The 18,407-nt window shown below is 70.8% G+C and carries 14 protein-coding genes and 2 pseudogenes; 1 reads left to right on the top strand and 15 read right to left on the bottom strand.

Features of this window, described 5'->3' with window-relative positions:
• Positions 1-23: 23 nt before the first annotated feature.
• The 6 genes from WN71_RS25995 to WN71_RS25970 all read right to left on the bottom strand — a co-directional run bounded on the left by WN71_RS25995 (position 24) and on the right by WN71_RS25970 (position 5,364).
• Positions 24-1,448 carry an MFS transporter gene (locus tag WN71_RS25995; protein ID WP_052743233.1) on the bottom strand — a complete coding sequence of 475 codons (1,425 nt, stop codon included), beginning with the start codon at positions 1,446-1,448 and terminating at the stop codon, positions 24-26.
• A gap of 396 nt (positions 1,449-1,844) precedes the next feature.
• Positions 1,845-2,468 carry a TetR/AcrR family transcriptional regulator gene (locus tag WN71_RS25990; RefSeq protein WP_046592339.1) on the bottom strand — a complete coding sequence of 208 codons (624 nt, stop codon included), beginning with the start codon at positions 2,466-2,468 and terminating at the stop codon, positions 1,845-1,847.
• A gap of 115 nt (positions 2,469-2,583) precedes the next feature.
• Positions 2,584-2,910 carry a hypothetical protein gene (locus WN71_RS25985; protein WP_046592338.1) on the bottom strand — a complete coding sequence of 109 codons (327 nt, stop codon included), beginning with the start codon at positions 2,908-2,910 and terminating at the stop codon, positions 2,584-2,586.
• 112 nt (positions 2,911-3,022) lie between these two features.
• Positions 3,023-3,211, bottom strand: coding sequence for a hypothetical protein (locus WN71_RS25980; RefSeq protein WP_143074879.1), 189 nt, complete (start codon positions 3,209-3,211; stop codon positions 3,023-3,025).
• Between the two features lie 167 nt (positions 3,212-3,378).
• Positions 3,379-3,822 (bottom strand): MarR family winged helix-turn-helix transcriptional regulator, encoded by a 444-nt coding sequence (locus WN71_RS25975; RefSeq protein ID WP_046592336.1) that lies wholly within the window; start codon positions 3,820-3,822, stop codon positions 3,379-3,381.
• 276 nt (positions 3,823-4,098) lie between these two features.
• Complete coding sequence (locus tag WN71_RS25970; RefSeq protein WP_046592335.1) at positions 4,099-5,364, bottom strand: amidohydrolase family protein; 1,266 nt, start codon at positions 5,362-5,364, stop codon at positions 4,099-4,101.
• Positions 5,365-5,663: 299 nt separating this feature from the next.
• Here WN71_RS25970 and WN71_RS25965 point away from each other — a divergent pair, with 299 nt between their 5' ends.
• A complete protein-coding gene (locus tag WN71_RS25965; RefSeq protein ID WP_240529763.1) occupies positions 5,664-6,455 on the top strand; it encodes an alpha/beta hydrolase in 792 nt (263 codons plus the stop codon).
• A gap of 248 nt (positions 6,456-6,703) precedes the next feature.
• Here WN71_RS25965 and WN71_RS25960 read toward each other — a convergent pair whose 3' ends face one another.
• The 9 genes and pseudogenes from WN71_RS25960 to WN71_RS25920 form a co-directional block, all read right to left on the bottom strand.
• Positions 6,704-7,102, bottom strand: a complete 399-nt coding sequence (locus tag WN71_RS25960) for a hypothetical protein (RefSeq protein WP_046592333.1) — start codon at positions 7,100-7,102, stop codon at positions 6,704-6,706.
• Positions 7,099-8,436: pseudogene (locus WN71_RS25955) on the bottom strand (HAD-IC family P-type ATPase); the annotation flags it as partial. The gene WN71_RS25960 and the pseudogene WN71_RS25955, both read right to left, overlap by 4 nt.
• Before the next feature lie 10 nt (positions 8,437-8,446).
• Entirely contained in the window at positions 8,447-9,130 is a 684-nt protein-coding gene (locus tag WN71_RS25950; protein ID WP_046592332.1) for a response regulator, read from the bottom strand.
• Positions 9,131-9,261: 131 nt separating this feature from the next.
• On the bottom strand, positions 9,262-9,930 hold the full coding sequence (locus WN71_RS25945) for a potassium-transporting ATPase subunit C (protein ID WP_046592331.1): 669 nt from the start codon (positions 9,928-9,930) through the stop codon (positions 9,262-9,264).
• A 5-nt stretch (positions 9,931-9,935) separates the two neighbouring features.
• Entirely contained in the window at positions 9,936-12,074 is a 2,139-nt protein-coding gene (kdpB, locus tag WN71_RS25940; RefSeq protein WP_206300145.1) for a potassium-transporting ATPase subunit KdpB, read from the bottom strand.
• A complete protein-coding gene (gene kdpA / locus WN71_RS25935; RefSeq protein ID WP_046592329.1) occupies positions 12,071-13,735 on the bottom strand; it encodes a potassium-transporting ATPase subunit KdpA in 1,665 nt (554 codons plus the stop codon). The genes kdpB and kdpA overlap by 4 nt, the downstream gene beginning before the upstream one ends.
• A gap of 7 nt (positions 13,736-13,742) precedes the next feature.
• Entirely contained in the window at positions 13,743-13,832 is a 90-nt protein-coding gene (gene kdpF, locus WN71_RS25930; RefSeq protein ID WP_016434100.1) for a K(+)-transporting ATPase subunit F, read from the bottom strand.
• A 377-nt stretch (positions 13,833-14,209) separates the two neighbouring features.
• Complete coding sequence (locus tag WN71_RS25925; protein ID WP_046592328.1) at positions 14,210-16,051, bottom strand: APC family permease; 1,842 nt, start codon at positions 16,049-16,051, stop codon at positions 14,210-14,212.
• 277 nt (positions 16,052-16,328) lie between these two features.
• Positions 16,329-18,281, bottom strand: a pseudogene (locus WN71_RS25920) (sensor histidine kinase); the annotation flags it as partial.
• Positions 18,282-18,407: the final 126 nt, after the last annotated feature.

Raw genomic sequence — 18,407 nt, 5'->3', positions numbered from 1 at the left:
TCGTTCGTACGGTCGGGCGGGGTTCAGGCGGGCTGGGGTTCGCCCTCGGCACGCGGGAGGGCGCCGGGTGCGGTGGAGGGGTCGGCCGCGGCGGGGGTGCGCACCAGCGCGGCGGCGGCGACTCCGATCACGGCGACGGCGGCGCAGATCGACCAGACCAGTACGTAGCCGTGTTCGTCGGAGAGGTGGACCCCGGGAATCTTGAGCTGGTTCTGGTTCATGACGACCGCGAAGGCCGCCCCGGCCACCGAACCGGCCAGCGTCTTGAGGGTGTTGTAGATGCCGGTGCCGATGCCGGTCTGGTCGGCCGGAAGGCCCTGCATGATGAGGGCCGGGATGGAGCCGATGACGACACCCGCGCCCAGGCCGAGCAGCACGCCGGCGATCGCGAACTGCCAGACGGCTGCGTGGGCGAGGGCCTGGGTGAGGTAGCCGGCCAGGATCAGCGTGAAGCCGCCGACCGTGGTGGCGCGGGCACCGAGGCCGCTCACGACGCGGGACGCCATGGTTCCGGCGAGCAACGCGGCGAGGGCCATCGGCAGGGACATCAGGCTGATGCCGAGCGTGCCGTATCCGAACCCGAAGCCGAGCGTGCGCGGGGTGGCCATGAAGGTGGCGTTGGCGGTGCCGCTGCCGAAGATGGCGAAGCCCAGGACGAAGCTGAGGACGTACAGCGGTGCCATCGAACGGCGGGTGATCAGCCGGATGTCGACCAGCGGGTCGTCGCTGCGCAGTTCGAGCACGACGAAGAGGACCAGCAGGACCACCGCCGCGCACGACAGCGCGATCACGCCGGACGAGCCCCAGCCCCACGAACTCGCCTGTGCCAGCGCCACCATTCCGGCGCCGAGACCGGTCGACAGGAGCGCGGCGCCGGTCCAGTCCACGCGGGAACGGCTTCGGGTGGTCGACTCCGGGACGAGGAAGAACACCACGGGCAGGCACAGCAGTACGGCGACGGCGGGGAACCAGAGCAGCGCGTGGGCGGTGTGGACGCTCTGGGCGAGCAGTCCGATGCCGACGGAGCCGACGGTGGCGCCGACGGTGAGTGCGCCGACGAGCAGACCGATCGCGGTCCCCGCGGTCTTGCCGCGCAGGCGGTCGCGGACGATGGCGAACTCCAGCGGGAGCCACGTCGCGAACAGTCCCTGGAGCGCGCGGCCGACCAGGAGCAGCCAGAAGGAGCCGGCCGTGGCCACCACGACGGAGCCGAGCGCCACCACGGCCATGGTGAGGCGCATCATGCGGCGGTGGCCGTAGATGTCGCCCAGCTTGGACACCAGCGGCACCGAGATGCCCGAGACCAACAGGGTGAGGCTGGTGACCCAGTTCAGGTCACCGGAGCTGACGTGCAGGTCGGCGCCGATGACCGGCACCACGGTGGGCACCGAGCCCTGGAGGATGCCGCTGCACAGCTCGACGAAGACGAGAAATCCGACGACGGCCATGGTCGCCGTACCTGCGGCCGCGGGCTGCCGGCGGTCTCTCGGGGGTGATGACGGGGACGCGGGCATGAAGGCTCCATCAGGGTATGACGGGGTGCCGCGCGGGCACGGCTGTGCTCGGCGGTGGTGCGGGAGGTTCGCGGGCAGGACACATCGACGCGCGACGCGGCTGCGGCGCCGACGTCAGGGGCGTCGGCGGGACGGCATCAGCGAGGCCGGTGGGGCGGCGTCGAACGGTGCGGGTGCGTAGGGATCGGCCAGTGGTGGGTACGGACGGATCGACCGGTGGTGGATACGCAGGTCGGCCGGCGCCGGTGCGAGGGTGTCGACCGGTGTCGGTACGGCGGTGTCGCCGGCCGTGGCCGCTGCGGCGGCCCCGACCGGACGTCGGTCAAGGCGTCAGCCGGCCTCGCCGATGCGCGGGGTGTGGCCCGCCAGAGCCAGGTCGACCAGCTGCGCGACCGTGGTATCCGGCAACGGCGCCGGACGGACCGACTGGCGGTAGGCGGCCAGACCGTTCCAGAGGTCGAGCAGCGTGTCGCAGTCGAGGTCGACGGGGAGATCCCCCCGGGCGATCCCGCGCTGCAGAACGAGGCGAGCGGCGTTGCGCCGCAGGGAGATGGTGTTGGACAGGGCTCGCTGGAGGGTTCCGTCGTCGGCTACGGCCATGTCCACCAGCATCGTCATCAGGTGCACGTCCCGGCTGCGGGTGTACGCCTGGATGGCGTCGAACAGTTCCAGGAGTTCCTCCCGGGTGTCACCGGAGTCCGGAACGGAGCGGACGAAGGACCGGTCGGCGATGACGTCGGCGACCAGGGCCGCCTTGTGCGGCCACCATCGGTAGACGGTCTTCTTCGACACGCCGGCCCCGGTGGCCAGGTCGTCCATGGTCATCCGCTGGTAGCCGTGCTGGTCGAGCAGTTCCCCGGCGAGCTTCAGCGTCCGCTGCCGTGCTTCGACCGACGGGGGCCTGCCGACCCGGCCCCGCGACGCGGGCGTGTCGGAGTGCTCGGCAGCAGACATGAGAGTTCCTCGGGTCGAACGGTTTCGCGTGCCGCGCTCCGGCCGGATCTGCCGAGCGCGTGCACCCATGATCCCTGTCCCCGCGCGGACGTCAATATGTCACTGCCAGTTTCCTTCAAATGTCATCGCGACGTAACGTCAAAAGCGAACTCAGCGCCAATAGGGACGATCCTGCCAAGGCCGGGCGGGTCCATTTCGACACACATGGTTTCCTCGGCTCCTCTTCGAACCCCACCGCCCCGGACCACGGGGCCTTGACGGCCACCTTCGAGGGGTCGTCCAGCAGGGCGGCGATGCGGTCGACGTGACGTTCGTCGACGATGCGCCCGTAGTCCGGCGACGTCAGGGGGTCCTCGCCGTAGAGGGCGGCGATCTCGCGGCGGAGGGCCTCGACGAGCCGGGGCACGACGGCCGGTGGCGCCAGGACGTAGTCGGGGGCCACGCGCGTCTGCCCGTTGTTCAGGAACTTGCCACGCCACCCTCCACCAGGGTGATCACCCGCTGGTCGAGGTACCGGGGAACGAGCCGGGCCGGCAGCCGCGAGGTCCGCGGGGTCACTTCGCTGCACGGCGCTTCAGGAGCACCCGCTCGGGAAGTTCCCGTTCGCCGAGCGGCTCGTCACCCACTCCGTCGACACCTGCGACCGGCGGCAGCTGGAGTTCTCCGTCGACGTGTTCCTGGCGGGCGTCGCACCGCTGGGCGGAGCCGGCGACAGCGGTGCCACAGCCCTCCGCTGACGTCACGGCCACCGCGCCTCAAGCGCCGAGGGGTCGAAGTGGTCCTGCATAAGGGGCAGAACGGGCGCGATCAGGACGACTCCGAGGATCACCCGGCGTACTGCGGCCGGACAAGCGGTCGTCGCGTCCGACGGCGGTGGATCGCGATGCGCGTGCGGTGCGCCCGCAGGTGGTCAGGGGGCGGTCACGCAGGGGGGCTCTCCCCAGTCCGCTGCCAGCAGCTTGCGCAGTGGTTCCAGCTCTCCCACCCCGATGCGCGAGGCCAGCACGTCCTCGATGACCTTGATGGTGGCCTGGGCACGCTCGTGCACGCGCTGCCCCTCCTGCGTCGTGCGAATGAGGATGTCGCGCGCGGAGCCGGGGGCCGGTGTCTGGCGCAGCAGGCCCATTCCGATCAGGCTGTGCACCGCCTGGTGGGCGGACTGCCGCGCGACGCCCATCCGACGGGCCAGTTCCGCCACGGTCGTGCCCTCCGGGTCGAGCATCGCGAACACCTGGGCCTGGGCGGTGGTCACCGCTTGTTCTCCCGCGGCTTCCATGCTCGCGAAGAGGGCTTCTTCGAACCAGCGTCGTCCCTCGGAGAAGAGTTGGGGCAGGTTGGCGGTGTGCTGGTTCATGGCTCCTCGCAAGGTCACGCGGGCGGTGCGGGTGGTTCGTCTCGAACGTCGATGATGCCGGGCGGCTGACGCCCGCCGCTGTCCGCAGCGGCAGCGGCAGCGGCAGCGGCAGCGGCAGCGGCAGCGGCAGCGGCAGCGGCAGTCCAAAAGTACTTCCATGATCGGGAGTACTTCCATGACCGGCGTCGAGACCGGTCGGCACCAATCCCTCTCGGGGAGCGGTGCCGACCGGTGGAGGTGTGGCCCTCGCCGGGTGGACGCGCCTCTCGCCCGGGACTACCGGCGCGGGTCGCTCTTGTGGAAGGCGCCTTCCTGCACGATGGCGAGGAGGTTGTCGGGGTCCTGGAGCAGCGTGATGTCCTGGACGGGGTTGCCGCGCACCACGAGCAGGTCGGCCAGGTAGCCCGGGGCGAGCAGGCCGAGTTCGTCGCCCATCCCCATGAGTTGGCCGCCGAGCATGGTGGCCGCGCTGAGCACGGCGCCGGGCGGGTAGCCGAAGAGGCTGACGAAGAGTTCGAGGTCGCGTGCGTTGCGGCCGATGGGGTTGTTGGGGAAGCCGTAGTCGCCGCCCGGCAGGACCCGGATGCCCCGGCGGCGCATCTCGGGGTAGAGCTCGGTCATGGTCTCCAGCGCGGTGACCGAGCCCATCTTCTCGGCCATGGCCAGGTCGATGCCGAACTCCTCGCCCTCGTGGACGTTGGCGTACATGATGCCGACGGCCGGGGCGACGAAGAGGTCCTCGCGGTGTTCCTCGAGCAGGTCGAGGGCTTCCTCGTCGGCGTAGGTGCAGTGGTAGATGGCGCGGAACCCGTTGCGCACGGCCAGTTTGACGGCTTCGGCGGACTGGGCGTGGCAGTTGAGCCAGACGCCGGACTCCCGTGCCTGCTCGCCAGCGGCCCGGGTCTCCTCGGCGGTGTACTGGGTCTGCTGGGAGCCGCCGGGCACGAAGACGTCGTCGTTGCTGAGCAGGAACTTCACGTTGTCGTAGCCGAGTTCGGCCTGTTGCCGGATGAACTCGCGGACCGCGTCGGGTCCCTGGGGAACGGGCTTGCCGTCGTTGCCGATGGGGGCGCTGTCCCGCTCGTGGCTGGCCGCGCGCAGGCGCGGTCCGGGGACGGAGCCGGCGCGGATGCGGTCGCGCAGGCGGATCTCGACCGTGCCGGGGGTGAGGGAGCCTGCCGAGTAGGCGGTGGTGAAACCCGCGTCGAGGAGGATGCGGGCGTTGCGCTCGGCGATCTCCAGGTGCTGGTCGGGGGTGATCCCGCGGCGGAAGAAGGAGACGTCCAGCGGCGGGTTGAAGCCCGGATCGAGGTGGCCGACGGCCGAGGGAAAGGTCAGGTGGGAGTGTGCCTCGATCAGGCCGGGCATGACGGTGGACCCGGTGCAGTCGACGACGCGGGTACCGGCGGGCTCGTCGTCGTGGTCGGTCCATCCGGCGGAGACCCGGCTGATGCGCCGGTCTTCGACGACGACCTCGCCGGGGAAGGGCTCGCTCCCGGTCCCGTCGAAGACGAGACCCTTGGTGAAGATCACGCGGCTCATGCGAATGCTCCAGACTCCATCGTCCAGTTTCAGCAGCTGAAAGCCATTTTTGATGTCAGGCTCCCTGACGGGGAGTATTGAATCCCTCTTCATGACTGTCAAGGAGCCTGACATCATGGACAGCACCCGCACTCGGGGCTAGGTTTGAGCGCACTGCAAAAGTCGTTTTCGTTCACCGAAAGTCTGGCCCCGCTCCGCCGCCGACGGGGGCCATCTCATCGAGACGGGCGCTGGGCATGGGCATGGATACCGAAGGCGTTTCCCCCACTCCCCTGCGAGTGCGCCGACACAAAGGACTGGTGTTCGGTCAGCCGCTCGGCTTCCGTGCCCTCCGGCTGGACCTCTACCTGCCTCCCCGGGAACATCCCGACCCGCCCCTGATCCTCTTCGTGCACGGCGGCGGGTGGATGAGAGGACACCGCGGTGTCCTGGTGCCCGCGTACGACGACTGGCGGCCCGGCCCCTTCGAGCGGGCCGCGGCCCAGGGCTACGCGGTCGCCTCGGTCAGCTACCGGCTCAGCGGCGAGGCCCGGTTCCCGGCCCAGCTCGAGGATCTCGCCGCAGCACGCACCTGGCTGACCCAGCACAGCGGCACCTACGGCTTCGACGCCGACCGCACCGTGCTGTGGGGGTCCTCCGCCGGCGCCCATCTGGCCTGCCTGCTCGCCCTGTCGACTCCGGCGGACGGCATCGTCGGGGTCGTCGACTGGTTCGGCCCCACCGATCTGCTCGCCCTCGCCGACCAGGCAGGACCGGACCCGGTAGGCGATCCCGCCGCGGACGACTCCCGTGAGGCCCGACTGCTCGGCGCACCGCCCCGGAACGTGCCCGACCTGGCCCGCCGGGCCAGCCCCGTGACCCACGTCCGCGGCGACGCACCACCGTTCCTGATCGTTCACGGAACAGCCGACCACCACGTCCCCTACCGGCAGAGCTCCGACCTCGCGGCCGCACTGGATAGGGCCGGGGTCGCCGTCCGGTTCAGGCCGGTAGAGGGCGCCGACCACATGTGGATGAACGTCGAGGACCCCGAGCCGCTCTTCCAGGAGGCGCTCGACTTCGCCAGGGCCGTCACGGCCGGGGCGCGATGAAGCGCCGTGGCGGCCAGGGTGCGTTGAAGCGCCTTCACCATCCGAGGCATGCACCTCGCCGCGTACGCAGGACCTCCGCCGCGCATCGTGCGGTCGGGTCCGGGCGTGCCCGGCGGCGTCGAACACGCCGCTCGCAAGGCCGTACTCGCCACGAGCCGCGTGCGCGTGGAACCACGGGAGGGGATCGGCGCCACCGCCACCATCACCCGGCCGACGCCGACGCCCCGCACGCGAGCCACTGAGAGGACTCAGTCCGCCAGGCCCTGCCGAACCCGCCGCGACGGTCCGAACGCGTACAGGTCGAGGATCTCCGGCGGATCGACGATCCCCGGTCCCCCCGCCCGCACCCACGCAACGATGTCAGCGGTGGCGTCCGGATCGTTGACCCTCCCGAGCCAGACCGGCCGTCCGCCCCTCGCCCGGCCCGCCGCCGAAGGCTGCACGACGACGACATCGGCCTGCTCGCAGGCGTCGAGGCAGGTGACGACGCGGATCCGGGCGATCTGACTCAGCTCGGCCCGCAGCAAGGCGAGTTGGGCGGCGTGGTCGACACCGGGAACCTCGGCCGTTCCGCAGCAGCACCCCCGGCACACGGTCACCGTGCACCGGGGCGCCGGTGCGACGGCCGCCGTCCTGCGGCGGCTCATGCGGCCGCCCTCTGCCAGGCCCGTTCGCGCAGCAGCCGCAGGCCGTTGAGACCGACGAGGACGGTGGAGCCCTCATGCCCGGCGACGCCGAGCGGGAGCGGCAGCGTGCCGACCAGGCCCGCGATGAAGACACCGGCGACCACCAGGTTCTGCACCACCAGAGTGCGCGCCCGACGGGACAGCGCGACGACCGCGGGGACCGTGGCGAGTTCGTCGCGCACGATCACCGCGTCCGCCGTCTCCAGGGCGAGGTCTGAGCCCACGCGGCCCATGGCGACACCGGTATGAGCGGCCGCGAGCGCCGGCGCGTCGTTGACGCCGTCACCGACCACGAGCACCTGGCGCCCGGCCACCGCCAGCTCCCTGACCACGGACACCTTGTGTTGAGGCAGCAGTCCGGCGCGCACGTCCTCGATGCCCACCTCGGCGGCGAGACGGGCGGCGGCACGCTCGTTGTCGCCGGTCAGCAGGACGGGTGCGGTTCCCGTGAGGCGCGTCAGCGCGGTGACGGTGGCGGCGGCATCGGGGCGCAGCCGATCGGCGATGCCGAGCAGGCCCGCCGGCCTGCCGTCGGCCGTGACCAGGACGGCGGTCCGCCCGCCCTGCTCCAACTCGCCGGCGAGCAGGGCCGCTCGGGCGGAGCCGGGGTCCGACGCGCCGTGCAGCAGCCGGGCCGGCGCCCCGACAGAGACGACTCGTCCCTGCACGGTGGCCGTCACCCCGACGCCGGGCGTGGAGCCGAATTCCTCGGCCACCGGCAGCAGGAGCCTGCGCTCGCGCGCGACGTCGACGATGGCTCGCGCCAACGGGTGCTCGCTGTGGTGCTCCGCGGCGGCCGCCAGAACCAGCAACTCCTCCTCGTCCAGGCCCGATCCGGCCAGCGGCAGGACATCCGTGACGCGCGGGGCGCCTTCCGTCAGGGTGCCCGTCTTGTCGAGCGCAACGGCGTCGACCTGCCCCAGCCGTTCCATGACGACCGCCGACTTGACCAGTACGCCGTGCCGTCCGGCGTTGGCGACGGCCGACAGCAACGGCGGCATCGTCGCCAGCACGACCGCGCACGGCGAAGCCACGATCATGAAGGTCGTGACTACTCCCCCGCATGAATGCGGGGGAGTAGTCACCTCGGTGAAGACGCCGTCCCGGTAGGCGAGTTCCCTGCGGGGGATCTGCTGCAGGCCGTGCAGCATCACCTCGGTGCGCGGCCGGTGATGGTGCTCGACGAAGCCGACCACGCAGTCCGTGCCGCGCTCGATACGGCGGTGCGCCTCGGAGAGCATCGCGTACGTCTTGCCGACGCCCGGCGCCGCGCCGAGGTAGATCCGGAGCTTGCCACGTGCCATCTCAGCCCTCGAAGCGGTAGCCCATGCCGGGCTCCGTGATCAGGTAGCGGGGGTGGGACGGGTCGGTCTCCAGCTTGCGGCGCAGTTGGGCCATGTAGACGCGCAGATAGTTGGTCTTGTTGCTCTGCGAGACGCCCCAGACCTCCTGGAGGAGGTGTTTCTGCGTGATCAGCCGGCCCGGGTTGGTCACCAGGATCTCCAGCAGGTGCCACTCGGTCGGGGTCAGCCGTACGTCCCGCCCGCCCCGGACGACCTTCTTGGCGCGCAGGTCGATGCTGAACTCCCCGGTCCGGACGAGCGCCGTCTCGGGCACCAGAGGGGTGTCCTCGGTCCGGCGCACGGCCGCCCGCAGCCGGGCGAGGAGTTCGTCCATGCTGAACGGTTTGGTGATGTAGTCGTCGGCGCCGGCGTCGAGCGCCGCCACCTTCTCGTCGGACGCCTGCCGGGCGGACAGGACCAGGACCGGCACGCGGGTCCAGCCGCGCAGGCCCTTGATGACGTCGACGCCGTCCATGTCGGGCAGTCCGAGGTCGAGCAGGACCGCGTCGGGCTGACGCGCGGCGGCGAGCCGGAGGGCGGTGGCGCCGTCGGGCGCCGCGTCCACTCCGTACCCACGTGCCTGCAGGTTGATGACGAGGGCCCGTACGAGCTGCGGGTCGTCCTCGACGACGAGCACCCGGGTCATGGGGGTGTGCCTCTCCTGTCGTCCGTTGGGCCGTCCCCGCGGGAAGCCGGGAGGCTGCGTCATGACGGTGGGAGTCGGCGGCTCCGGGAGGTTCCCGGGCCGCCGACTCCCGCGTGGGTCGCGTAAGGCCGTCACTGCTTCGCGGTGAGGTCCTTGAGCGCGATGTTGAGTTCCAGGACGTTCACCCGGGGCTCGCCGATGAAGCCGAGGGTACGGCCGTCGGTGTGCTCGTCGACCAGTTTCTGGACCTGGGCGACGGTCAGGCCGTTCTTCTGGGCGATCCGGTGGACCTGGAGGTCGGCGTAGGCCGGGGAGATGTCCGGGTCCAGGCCGGAGCCGGAGGAGGTGACCGCGTCCGCGGGTACGTCCGAGGGCTTGACGGTGTAACCGGGCACGGAGTTGTCCTTGACGACCGCGGCTTGGGCGTCCTTCACCTGCTGGAGCAGCACCTTGCTGTCCGCGGACAGGTTGGTGGCGCCGGAAAGGATCAGCTTGTACTGGGTGTTGATGCTGTTGGAGCCGAGGCCGTTGGCGGGCCGGCCCTGGAACCACTTCAGGTCCGCGTCCGGGGTGTCCTGGCCCTTCTTCAGCGGCAGGTCGTAGGACTGCCCGATGAGGGACGAGCCGACCACCTTGCCGTCCGCCGTGGTCTCGGAGCCGTTCGCCTTGTCGTGGAAGAGCCCTTGGGCGAGGCCGGTGACCACGAGCGGGTAGATCACACCGGTCACGAGGGTCAGCACGAGCAGGGCCCTGAGGCCCGCGCCGAGCAACCGGGCCGTGTTCGTGAGGGAGTTGTTCATGGCGTTCAGCCGATCCCGGGGATGAGGGAGATGAGCAGGTCGATGATCTTGATGCCGACGAAGGGCGCGATCAGCCCGCCGACGCCGTAGATCGTGAGGTTGCGCCGCAGCAGCTTGTCGGCGCTGACCGGCCGGTACTGCACGCCCCGCAGGGACAGCGGCACCAGGGCGATGATGACCAGCGCGTTGAAGATCACGGCCGAGAGGATCGCGGAGTGGGGCGAGGACAGGTGCATGATGTTCAGCTTGTCCAGGCCCGGGTAGACGGCCGCGAACAGCGCCGGGATGATCGCGAAGTACTTCGCCACGTCGTTGGCGATGGAGAACGTGGTCAACGCGCCCCGGGTGATCAGGAGTTGCTTGCCGATCTCGACGATCTCGATGAGCTTGGTCGGGTTGGAGTCGAGGTCGACCATGTTGCCGGCCTCCTTCGCGGCCGACGTGCCGGTGTTCATCGCCACGCCGACGTCCGCCTGGGCCAGCGCGGGTGCGTCGTTGGTGCCGTCGCCGGTCATCGCGACGAGCTTGCCGCCCGCCTGTTCCCGCTTGATGAGGGCCATCTTGTCCTCGGGGGTGGCCTCCGCGAGGAAGTCGTCGACGCCCGCCTCCTCGGCGATCGCCTTCGCGGTCAGCGGGTTGTCACCCGTGATCATGACCGTGCGGATGCCCATGCGGCGCAGTTCCTCGAACCGCTCGCGCATCCCGTCCTTGACGACGTCCTTGAGGTGGATGACGCCCAGCACTCGGGCGCCGTCCGTGTCCTCCACCGCGACGAGCAGCGGGGTGCCGCCCGCCTCGGAGATCCGGTCGGTCAGCGCGCCCGCGTCCTCGGCCACCGTGCCGCCGCGCTCACGGACCCAGGCGATGACCGAACCGGCCGCGCCCTTGCGGATCTTGCGGCCGTCCACGTCCACACCCGACATGCGGGTCTGGGCGGTGAAGGCGATCCACTGCGCGTGCGCCAGCTCGCCCTGGTGCCGCTCGCGCAGCCCGTACGCCTCCTTGGCGAGCACGACGATCGAGCGGCCCTCCGGGGTCTCGTCCGCGAGGGAGGAGAGCTGGGCGGCGTCGGCCACCTCCGCGTCGGTGGTGCCCCGCACCGGCAGGAACTCGGCGGCCTGACGGTTGCCGAGAGTGATGGTGCCCGTCTTGTCGAGCAGCAGCGTCGACACGTCACCGGCCGCCTCGACGGCGCGGCCGGACATCGCCAGCACATTGCGCTGGACCAGGCGGTCCATGCCCGCGATGCCGATCGCCGAGAGCAGCGCGCCGATCGTCGTGGGGATCAGGCAGACCAGCAGGGCCACCAGCACCACCATGGTCAGGTGGGTGCCCGCGTAGTCGGCGAACGGCGGCAGGGTGGCGCAGGCCAGCAGGAAGACGATCGTCAGCGAGGCCAGCAGGATGTTCAGCGCGATCTCGTTGGGCGTCTTCTGCCGGGCCGCGCCCTCGACCAGGCTGATCATGCGGTCGATGAACGTCTCGCCGGGCTTCGTCGTGATCTTGATGACGACGCGGTCGGACAGCACCTTCGTGCCGCCGGTGACGGCGCTGCGGTCGCCGCCGGACTCGCGGATGACGGGCGCCGACTCACCGGTGATCGCGGACTCGTCCACCGAGGCGACCCCCTCGACGACGTCGCCGTCGCCCGGGATGATGTCGCCCGCCTCGCACACGACCAGGTCACCGATCCTCAGGTCGGTGCCCGGGATCCGCTCCTCACCCGTGCCCTCGGCGGACAGCCGGCGCGCGACCGTGTCGGTCTTGGCCTTGCGCAGGGTGTCGGCCTGCGCCTTGCCGCGGCCCTCGGCCACCGCCTCGGCCAGGTTGGCGAAGACGACGGTCAGCCACAGCCAGGCGCTGATCGCCCAGCCGAACCAGTCGCCCGGGTCCTTGAAGGAGAACACCGTGGTCAGCACGGAACCGATCCACACCACGAACATCACCGGGGACTTGACCATCACCCGGGGATCGAGCTTGCGCAGCGCGTCCGGCAGCGACTTCACGAGCTGCTTCGGGTCGAACAGGCCGGCGCCGACACGGTTCTCGGCGGGCTTGTGCCCGGTGGGTACGTCGCTGTGCGGCGCACGGGTCGGGGTGGCTGTGGACATCGAGTCCTCTGACTTCTCTGTTCGGGTGGTCATGACGCCAGCCCCTCGGCCAGCGGCCCCAGCGCCAGTGCCGGGAAGTAGGTCAGACCGGTGACGATCAGGATCGCGCCCACCAGCAGGCCGGTGAACAGCGGCTTCTCGGTGCGCAGCGTGCCCGCGGTCTCCGGGACGGGCTTCTGCTCGGCGAGCGAGCCGGCCAGCGCCAGCACGAACACCATCGGCAGGAACCGGCCCAGCAGCATCGCGAGCCCGGTCATCGTGTTGAACCAGTCGGTGTTCGCGTTCAGGCCGGCGAACGCCGAACCGTTGTTGTTCGCGGCCGAGCTGAAGGCGTAGAGCACCTCGGAGAACCCGTGCGCGCCGGAGTTGAGCATCGAGTGCTGCGGGGTCGACAGGGCCATCGAGGCGGCCGTGAAGGTCAGCACCAGCGCCGGGGTGATCAGGATGTAGCAGGCCGCGAACTTGATCTCGCGGGAGCCGATCTTCTTGCCCAGGTACTCGGGGGTGCGGCCGACCATCAGGCCGGCGATGAAGACCGCGATGACCGCCATGATCAACATGCCGTACAGGCCGGAGCCCGTACCACCGGGCGCGATCTCGCCCAACTGCATCCCGAGGATGGTGATGCCACCGCCGAGGCCGGTGAAGGAGGAGTGGAAGGAGTCCACCGCGCCGGTCGAGGTGAGCGTGGTCGACACCGCGAAGATCGACGAGCCGCCGACGCCGAAGCGGACCTCCTTGCCCTCGTACGCGCCGCCCGCCGTCTGGAGCGCGGTGCCGTGGTGGGCGAACTCGGTCCACATCATCAGGGCGACGAAACCGACCCAGATGGCCGCCATGGTGGCGAGGATCGCGTAGCCCTGCTTGACCGAGCCGACCATGACGCCGAAGGTGCGTGTCAGCGAGAACGGGATCACCAGGATCAGGAAGATCTCGAAGATGTTGGAGAACGGGGTGGGGTTCTCGAAGGGGTGGGCGGAGTTGGCGTTGAAGTAGCCACCGCCGTTGGTGCCCAGCTCCTTGATGGCCTCCTGGGAGGCGACCGCGCCACCGTTCCACTGCTGCGAGCCGCCCATGAACTGGCCGACCTCGTGGATGCCGGAGAAGTTCTGGATCGCGCCGCAGGCGACCAGCACGACGGCGGCGATCGTCGCGCCGGGAACCAGGATCCGGACGGTGCCGCGCACCAGGTCGGCCCAGAAGTTGCCCAGCTCACCGGTGCGGGAGCGGGCGAATCCTCGCACCAGGGCCACCGCGACGGCGATGCCGACGGCGGCCGAGAGGAAGTTCTGCACGGCGAGACCGGCGGTCTGCACGAGGTGACCCATGGTCTGCTCGCCGTAGTACGACTGCCAGTTCGTGTTCGTCACGAACGAGACGGCCGTGTTGAACGACTGCGCCGGGTTGACGGAGTCGAAGCCGAGCGAGCCCGGCAGGATGCCCTGGAGCCGCTGGAGCAGGTAGAGGAACAGGACGCCGACGGCCGAGAAGGCGAGGACACCGCGCAGGTAGGCGGGCCAGGTCATCTCGGTGTCAGGGTTGGCACCGATGCCCTTGTAGATCCACTTCTCGACGCGCAGGTGCTTGTCGGAGGAGTAGACCCTGGCCATGTAGTTGCCGAGGGGGACGTAGGCGAGCGCCAGTGCTCCTATGAGGGCGAGCAGCTGGAGGAAGCCGGCGAGGACGGGACCCATGTCAGTCTCAGAACCTCTCCGGGAAGATCAGTGCGAGGACGAGGTAGCCCAGCAGGGCGACGGCCACGACGAGGCCGACGATGTTCTCGGCGGTCACAGCTTGGTCACCCCCTTGGCGACGAGAGCCACCAGCGCGAATCCCGCGAGGGCGGCGAGGACGAAGGCCAGATCGGCCATCGCGAACTCCTGGAGTGAGGTTCGGTTGAACGGGACGAGTAGAGGAAAGCGCCTCTGTGGCCGGATCGGGGTGTCCGTTGACGGCTCCCATACGGCGCCGCCCACGGCCTTGACGCGACTCTTACGACGCCAGGTCCGAACCGGTGGGCGGGCCGCTGGACGGGCTGGTGAGCGGGCCGGTGGGCGAGCCGTCGTCACGCCCGGTGACCCGCTCGGCGGCGGCCGGAAAACGGTGGCCCGCCGCAGGGCGGCCGGAAACGCTGACGCGTCCTACGGAGGCCGAAACGGTGACCCGCCCTACGGCAGCCGGAAGCGGAGCCGGCAGATCACCGCGTCGGTCTCCCGCCGTACCGCGTGCGCGACGACCGCGCCGCGCTGGTTCTGCAGCAGCCGCTGCCACAGCCGCTCCGGCTCGGTCTCCGGGATGAGCACGGTGACGCGGGTGTCCGGCTCGGCCGCGGTCACCTCGCGGACGTAGGCGGCGATGGGACGGCCCAGACTGCGCCGTCGGCAGGACAGCCGCACCAGCGGGACTCCCGGGTCCCACGCGGCCCAGGAACGCTCCAGGGTGTACAGCGCGGCCCGGTCCTCGGGATCCGGACAGCACACCGTCACCGCGCGGACCTCGTCGCCGAGCGAGGAGGCGGCCGTCAGGGCCTCCGAGGTGAGCCGGGACAGCGTCGAGACGGGGACGAGCACCAGCGAGCGCTCGCGGTGCGGGACCTCGGGTATGCGGCCCAGGCCGAGCCGCTCGCCGATGCGGCCGTAGGCGCGGTGCACCGTCTCGAAGGCGGCCACGATCAGCGGCAGGGCGATCACGACCAGCCAGGCGCCCGCCGCGAACTTCTCCAGCGTGACCACGACGGCCGCGACGCCGGTGAGCAGGGCGCCGAATCCGTTGAGCAGCGCCTTTCCACGCCAGCCCCGGCCCCGCTCCAGCCGCCAGTGCTTCACCATGCCCACCTGCGCGACGGTGAAGCCGACGAAGACGCCCACGGCGAACAGCGGCACCAGGGTGTTGGTGTCGCCGCCGGAGAAGACCAGCAGGGCGGCCGAGACGACGGCCAGGGCCAGGACGCCGTGCCGGTGCACCTGGCGGTCCGCCTTCAGGGCGAAGACATGCGGCGCGTAGTTGTCCCGGGCGAGGAGCTTCAGCAGCACCGGCAGGCCGCCGAAGGAGGTGTTCGCCGAGAGGGCCAGCAGGATCATCGTCGCGAACTGGATGACGTAGAAGGCCCCGTTGTGACCGAAGGAGGCGTCCGCCAGCTGGGCCAGGACGGTGACGCCCTCGACCGGCTGGAGGTGGAAGCGGCCGATCAGCACCGACAGCCCGACGAGCATGAGGCCCAGCACGGCGCCGAGGGCGACCTCCGCCCGCTGGGCGCGCTTGACGCGCGGCGTGCGGAAGGACGGCACGGCGTTGGCGATGGCCTCGACGCCCGTCAGCGCGGCGCAGCCCGAGGCGAAGGCCTTCAGCAGGAGCAGGGCCCCGACGCTCGTGGCGTTGTCCGCCAGCACCGAGGCATGTCCGGCCGCGGTCACGGTGCTGACCGGATGGCTGCGGAAGAGTCCGACGGCGATGAGCACGAAGATCGAGCCGACGAAGACGACCGTCGGCACGATGAACGCCCTGGCCGACTCCACGATCCCGCGCAGGTTGACGCCCGTTATCAGGGCGAGCACCGCCAGGCACAACCACAGCCGGTCGTCGTAGAGGCCCGGGAAGGCGGAGGTCAGCGCCGCCACGCCCGCGGTGACGGCCACGGCGACGTTGAGGACGTAGTCCAGTACCAGCGAGGCCGCCGCCACGAGGCTGATACGCGCGCCCAGATGGGTCCTGGCGACGGCGTAGGAGCCGCCCCCGTCCGGAAAGGCGGCGATGACCTGCCGGTACGACGCCACCAGCACCGCCAGCAGACCGGCGATGGCCAGCGTGACCGGCATCGTGAAGCCGAGGCCGTGAGCACCCGCGGCCGCCAGCACAAGGACGATCGCCTCAGGCCCGTAGGCCACCGACGCCATCGCGTCCAGCGACAGCGCGGCCAGGCCCGTCACGGCGGTCAGCCGGTGGCGCTCACCGGTATCGGGAGGCTCCTCGCCGGCGGGAACGTCGCTCGGCCGAGTGGTGAGAACGGACATGGATGCGGGCTCCTTCTTGCCTCGGCCACGCATACAGGCTGATGCGCGGGCAGCATCAAGGTTGTGTCCCTCCCCGCTCGCCTCCCACGGTTCCTGGCGGCATCTTCGCGCCCGGCGGACCGACTTTGACGCGATCTTGACGGGCCTGTGAACTGGGCGACGGTCAAGAACTCCCCTGCGGTGAGACGGTCCGTGGCCGCACGGCAAGAAAGCGCTGGGCAGCCGTCAGAGTCCCGTCAGGACGGACCGACCGGCCTGCGGCGGCCGTTACCGTCAGCGCCATGGACTCGTCGGCGGTGGCGAGGAGTTCGTCGCGGTCGTCCGGGGTGAACTCGACGTCCCGGCTGCGCAGCGAGGTGACGGCCGCCCAGCCCGCGGCGAGCGGGGTGCGCAGGTCGTGGCCGACGGCCCGCAGCAGCGCCGTACGCAGCCGGTCGGCCGCCCGCACCGGTTCGACCTCGGCCGCGGCCTCGGCGAGCCGGGCCCGCTCCACCGCCGAGCCGACGTGCGCGGCGAACGCGGCCAGCACCCTGCGCTCGGACGACGACAGCGTGCGGCCGCGCAGCACGAGGAACGCGCCCGGGCCCGCGGGCACGGCCGTCGCACCGGCCGAGTCGGGAGTCTCGTCGACCAGTTCCGCCGACTCCATGCTGAAGGTCTCGCGCGTCCTGTCCAGCAACGCCGGAATCGTGGCCTCGCCTCGCACGATGCTGCCGGCCAGGGACGACATGGTCTCCGCCTCGGCCGTCGCGCGGGCGGAGCGGCGCGACAGACGCAGCGATCGGTCCACGATCGCGGCCACGGTGGCGGCCACGACCGCGAAGACCGACAGGGCCAGCAGGGCGTTCGGGTCGCTCAGGGTGAACTGCCCGATGGGCGGGATGAACCAGTAGTTGAGCAGCAGGGACGCCGTCACCGACGCGATCACCGCCGAGGTCACGCCGCCTATGCAGGCCACTCCGACCACGGCGAGCAGGAACAGCAGCGCGTCGCTGGTCAGGTTGAGCGTGTCCCGCAACTGCGCGAGGACGAGGGTGAGGAGCACGGGGAGCACCAGCCCGGCCACGGGGCCGACGATCAGCCGGCCCGTCGACAGCGTGCGGCGGCGGGACGGCAGCAGGGTGCCGCGTCCGGCCCGCTCATGGGTGACCCGGTGCACGTCGATGTCGCCGGACAGCTCGGTCACGGTCTCCCCGGTGCCGGGACCGGTCAAAAGGCGTGCCAGTCGGCCGCGGCGGCTCGTGCCGAGTACCAGTTGTGTCGTGTTCTCGGCGCGGGCGAACTCCACCAGTGCCGTGGCGACGTCGTCGCCCACCACCGAGTGGTAACTGCCGCCGAGGTCCTCCACCAGTCTGCGCTGGCGGGCCAGCGAGGCATGGGAGACACCCCCGGCCAGGCCGTCGCTGCGGGCCACGTGCACGGCGAGCAGGTCGCCGCCCGCGGACCGGTCGGCGATCCGGGCGGCCCGCCGGATCAGGGTGTCTCCCTCGGGCCCGCCGATGAGCGCGACGATCACCCGTTCCCGGGTCTCCCACACCTTGTCGATGCCGTGCTGCGAGCGGTACTCCTGGAGCCCCTCGTCGACCCGGTCGGCCACCCACAGCAGCGCCAACTGCCGCAGCGCGGTGAGGTTGCCGGGCCGGAAGTAGTTGGCGAGCGCGGCGTCGACCTTCTCGGGGGCGTAGATGTTGCCGTGCGCCATGCGGCGGCGCAGCCCCTCGGGCTCCATGTCGACCAGTTCTATCTGCGAGGCGCGGCGCACGACCTCGTCCGGGACCCTCTCGTGCTGCGGGACGCCCGTGATCTTCTCGACCACGTCGTTCAGGGATTCCAGGTGCTGGATGTTCAGCGCGGTCACGACGTCCATGCCGGCGTCGAGCAGGGCCGCGATGTCCTGCCAGCGCTTGGGGTTGCGCCCGTCACCCGGCACATTGGTGTGGGCGAACTCGTCGACGATCACGACCTGCGGGCGGCGCGCCATGACCGCGGCCAGGTCCATCTCCTCGAACCGTCCGCCACGGTAGGTGCAGGACATGCGGGGGACGGTCTCGAGTCCTTCGAGCATCGCCTCCGTGTGCGAGCGCCCGTGGCACTCCGCGAACCCCACCACCACGTCCGCCCCGCGCGCGGCGCGGCGCCGTCCCTCGTCGAGCATCCGGTAGGTCTTGCCGACCCCCGGAGCCGCCCCGAGGTAGATCTTCAGTCGTCCGGGCCGTAGTACGTCACTCATCGTCGCCGACGCGCTCCGCTCACTGGTGCAACTCTCTTGCGCACAAGGGTTTGTCCTCCCAAGGAAGCCGTTTCCCGGCGGGGCGGCACGGTTGTTAGCCTCGATCTTGCATGACGGCCCGCCAAG

Origin of the sequence: Streptomyces mangrovisoli, assembly GCF_000974985.2 — a bacterium.
In the GTDB taxonomy this organism is placed as follows: domain Bacteria; phylum Actinomycetota; class Actinomycetes; order Streptomycetales; family Streptomycetaceae; genus Streptomyces; species Streptomyces mangrovisoli.
This window is presented reverse-complemented; position numbering and strand designations above follow the sequence as displayed.

Bases quoted from the DNA above. Each gene is read 5' to 3' on its own strand.
- WN71_RS25945 (WP_046592331.1), bottom strand. From the start codon at position 9,930: ATGAACAACTCCCTCACGAACACGGCCCGGTTGCTCGGCGCGGGCCTC.
- WN71_RS25995 (WP_052743233.1), bottom strand. From the start codon at position 1,448: ATGGCCGTCGTCGGATTTCTCGTCTTCGTCGAGCTGTGCAGCGGCATC.
- WN71_RS25960 (WP_046592333.1), bottom strand. From the start codon at position 7,102: ATGAGCCGCCGCAGGACGGCGGCCGTCGCACCGGCGCCCCGGTGCACG.
- kdpA (WP_046592329.1), bottom strand. From the start codon at position 13,735: ATGGGTCCCGTCCTCGCCGGCTTCCTCCAGCTGCTCGCCCTCATAGGA.
- kdpB (WP_206300145.1), bottom strand. From the start codon at position 12,074: ATGACCACCCGAACAGAGAAGTCAGAGGACTCGATGTCCACAGCCACC.
- WN71_RS25950 (WP_046592332.1), bottom strand. From the start codon at position 9,130: ATGACCCGGGTGCTCGTCGTCGAGGACGACCCGCAGCTCGTACGGGCC.
- WN71_RS25990 (WP_046592339.1), bottom strand. From the start codon at position 2,468: ATGTCTGCTGCCGAGCACTCCGACACGCCCGCGTCGCGGGGCCGGGTC.
- WN71_RS25970 (WP_046592335.1), bottom strand. From the start codon at position 5,364: ATGAGCCGCGTGATCTTCACCAAGGGTCTCGTCTTCGACGGGACCGGG.
- WN71_RS25925 (WP_046592328.1), bottom strand. From the start codon at position 16,051: ATGTCCGTTCTCACCACTCGGCCGAGCGACGTTCCCGCCGGCGAGGAG.
- WN71_RS25975 (WP_046592336.1), bottom strand. From the start codon at position 3,822: ATGAACCAGCACACCGCCAACCTGCCCCAACTCTTCTCCGAGGGACGA.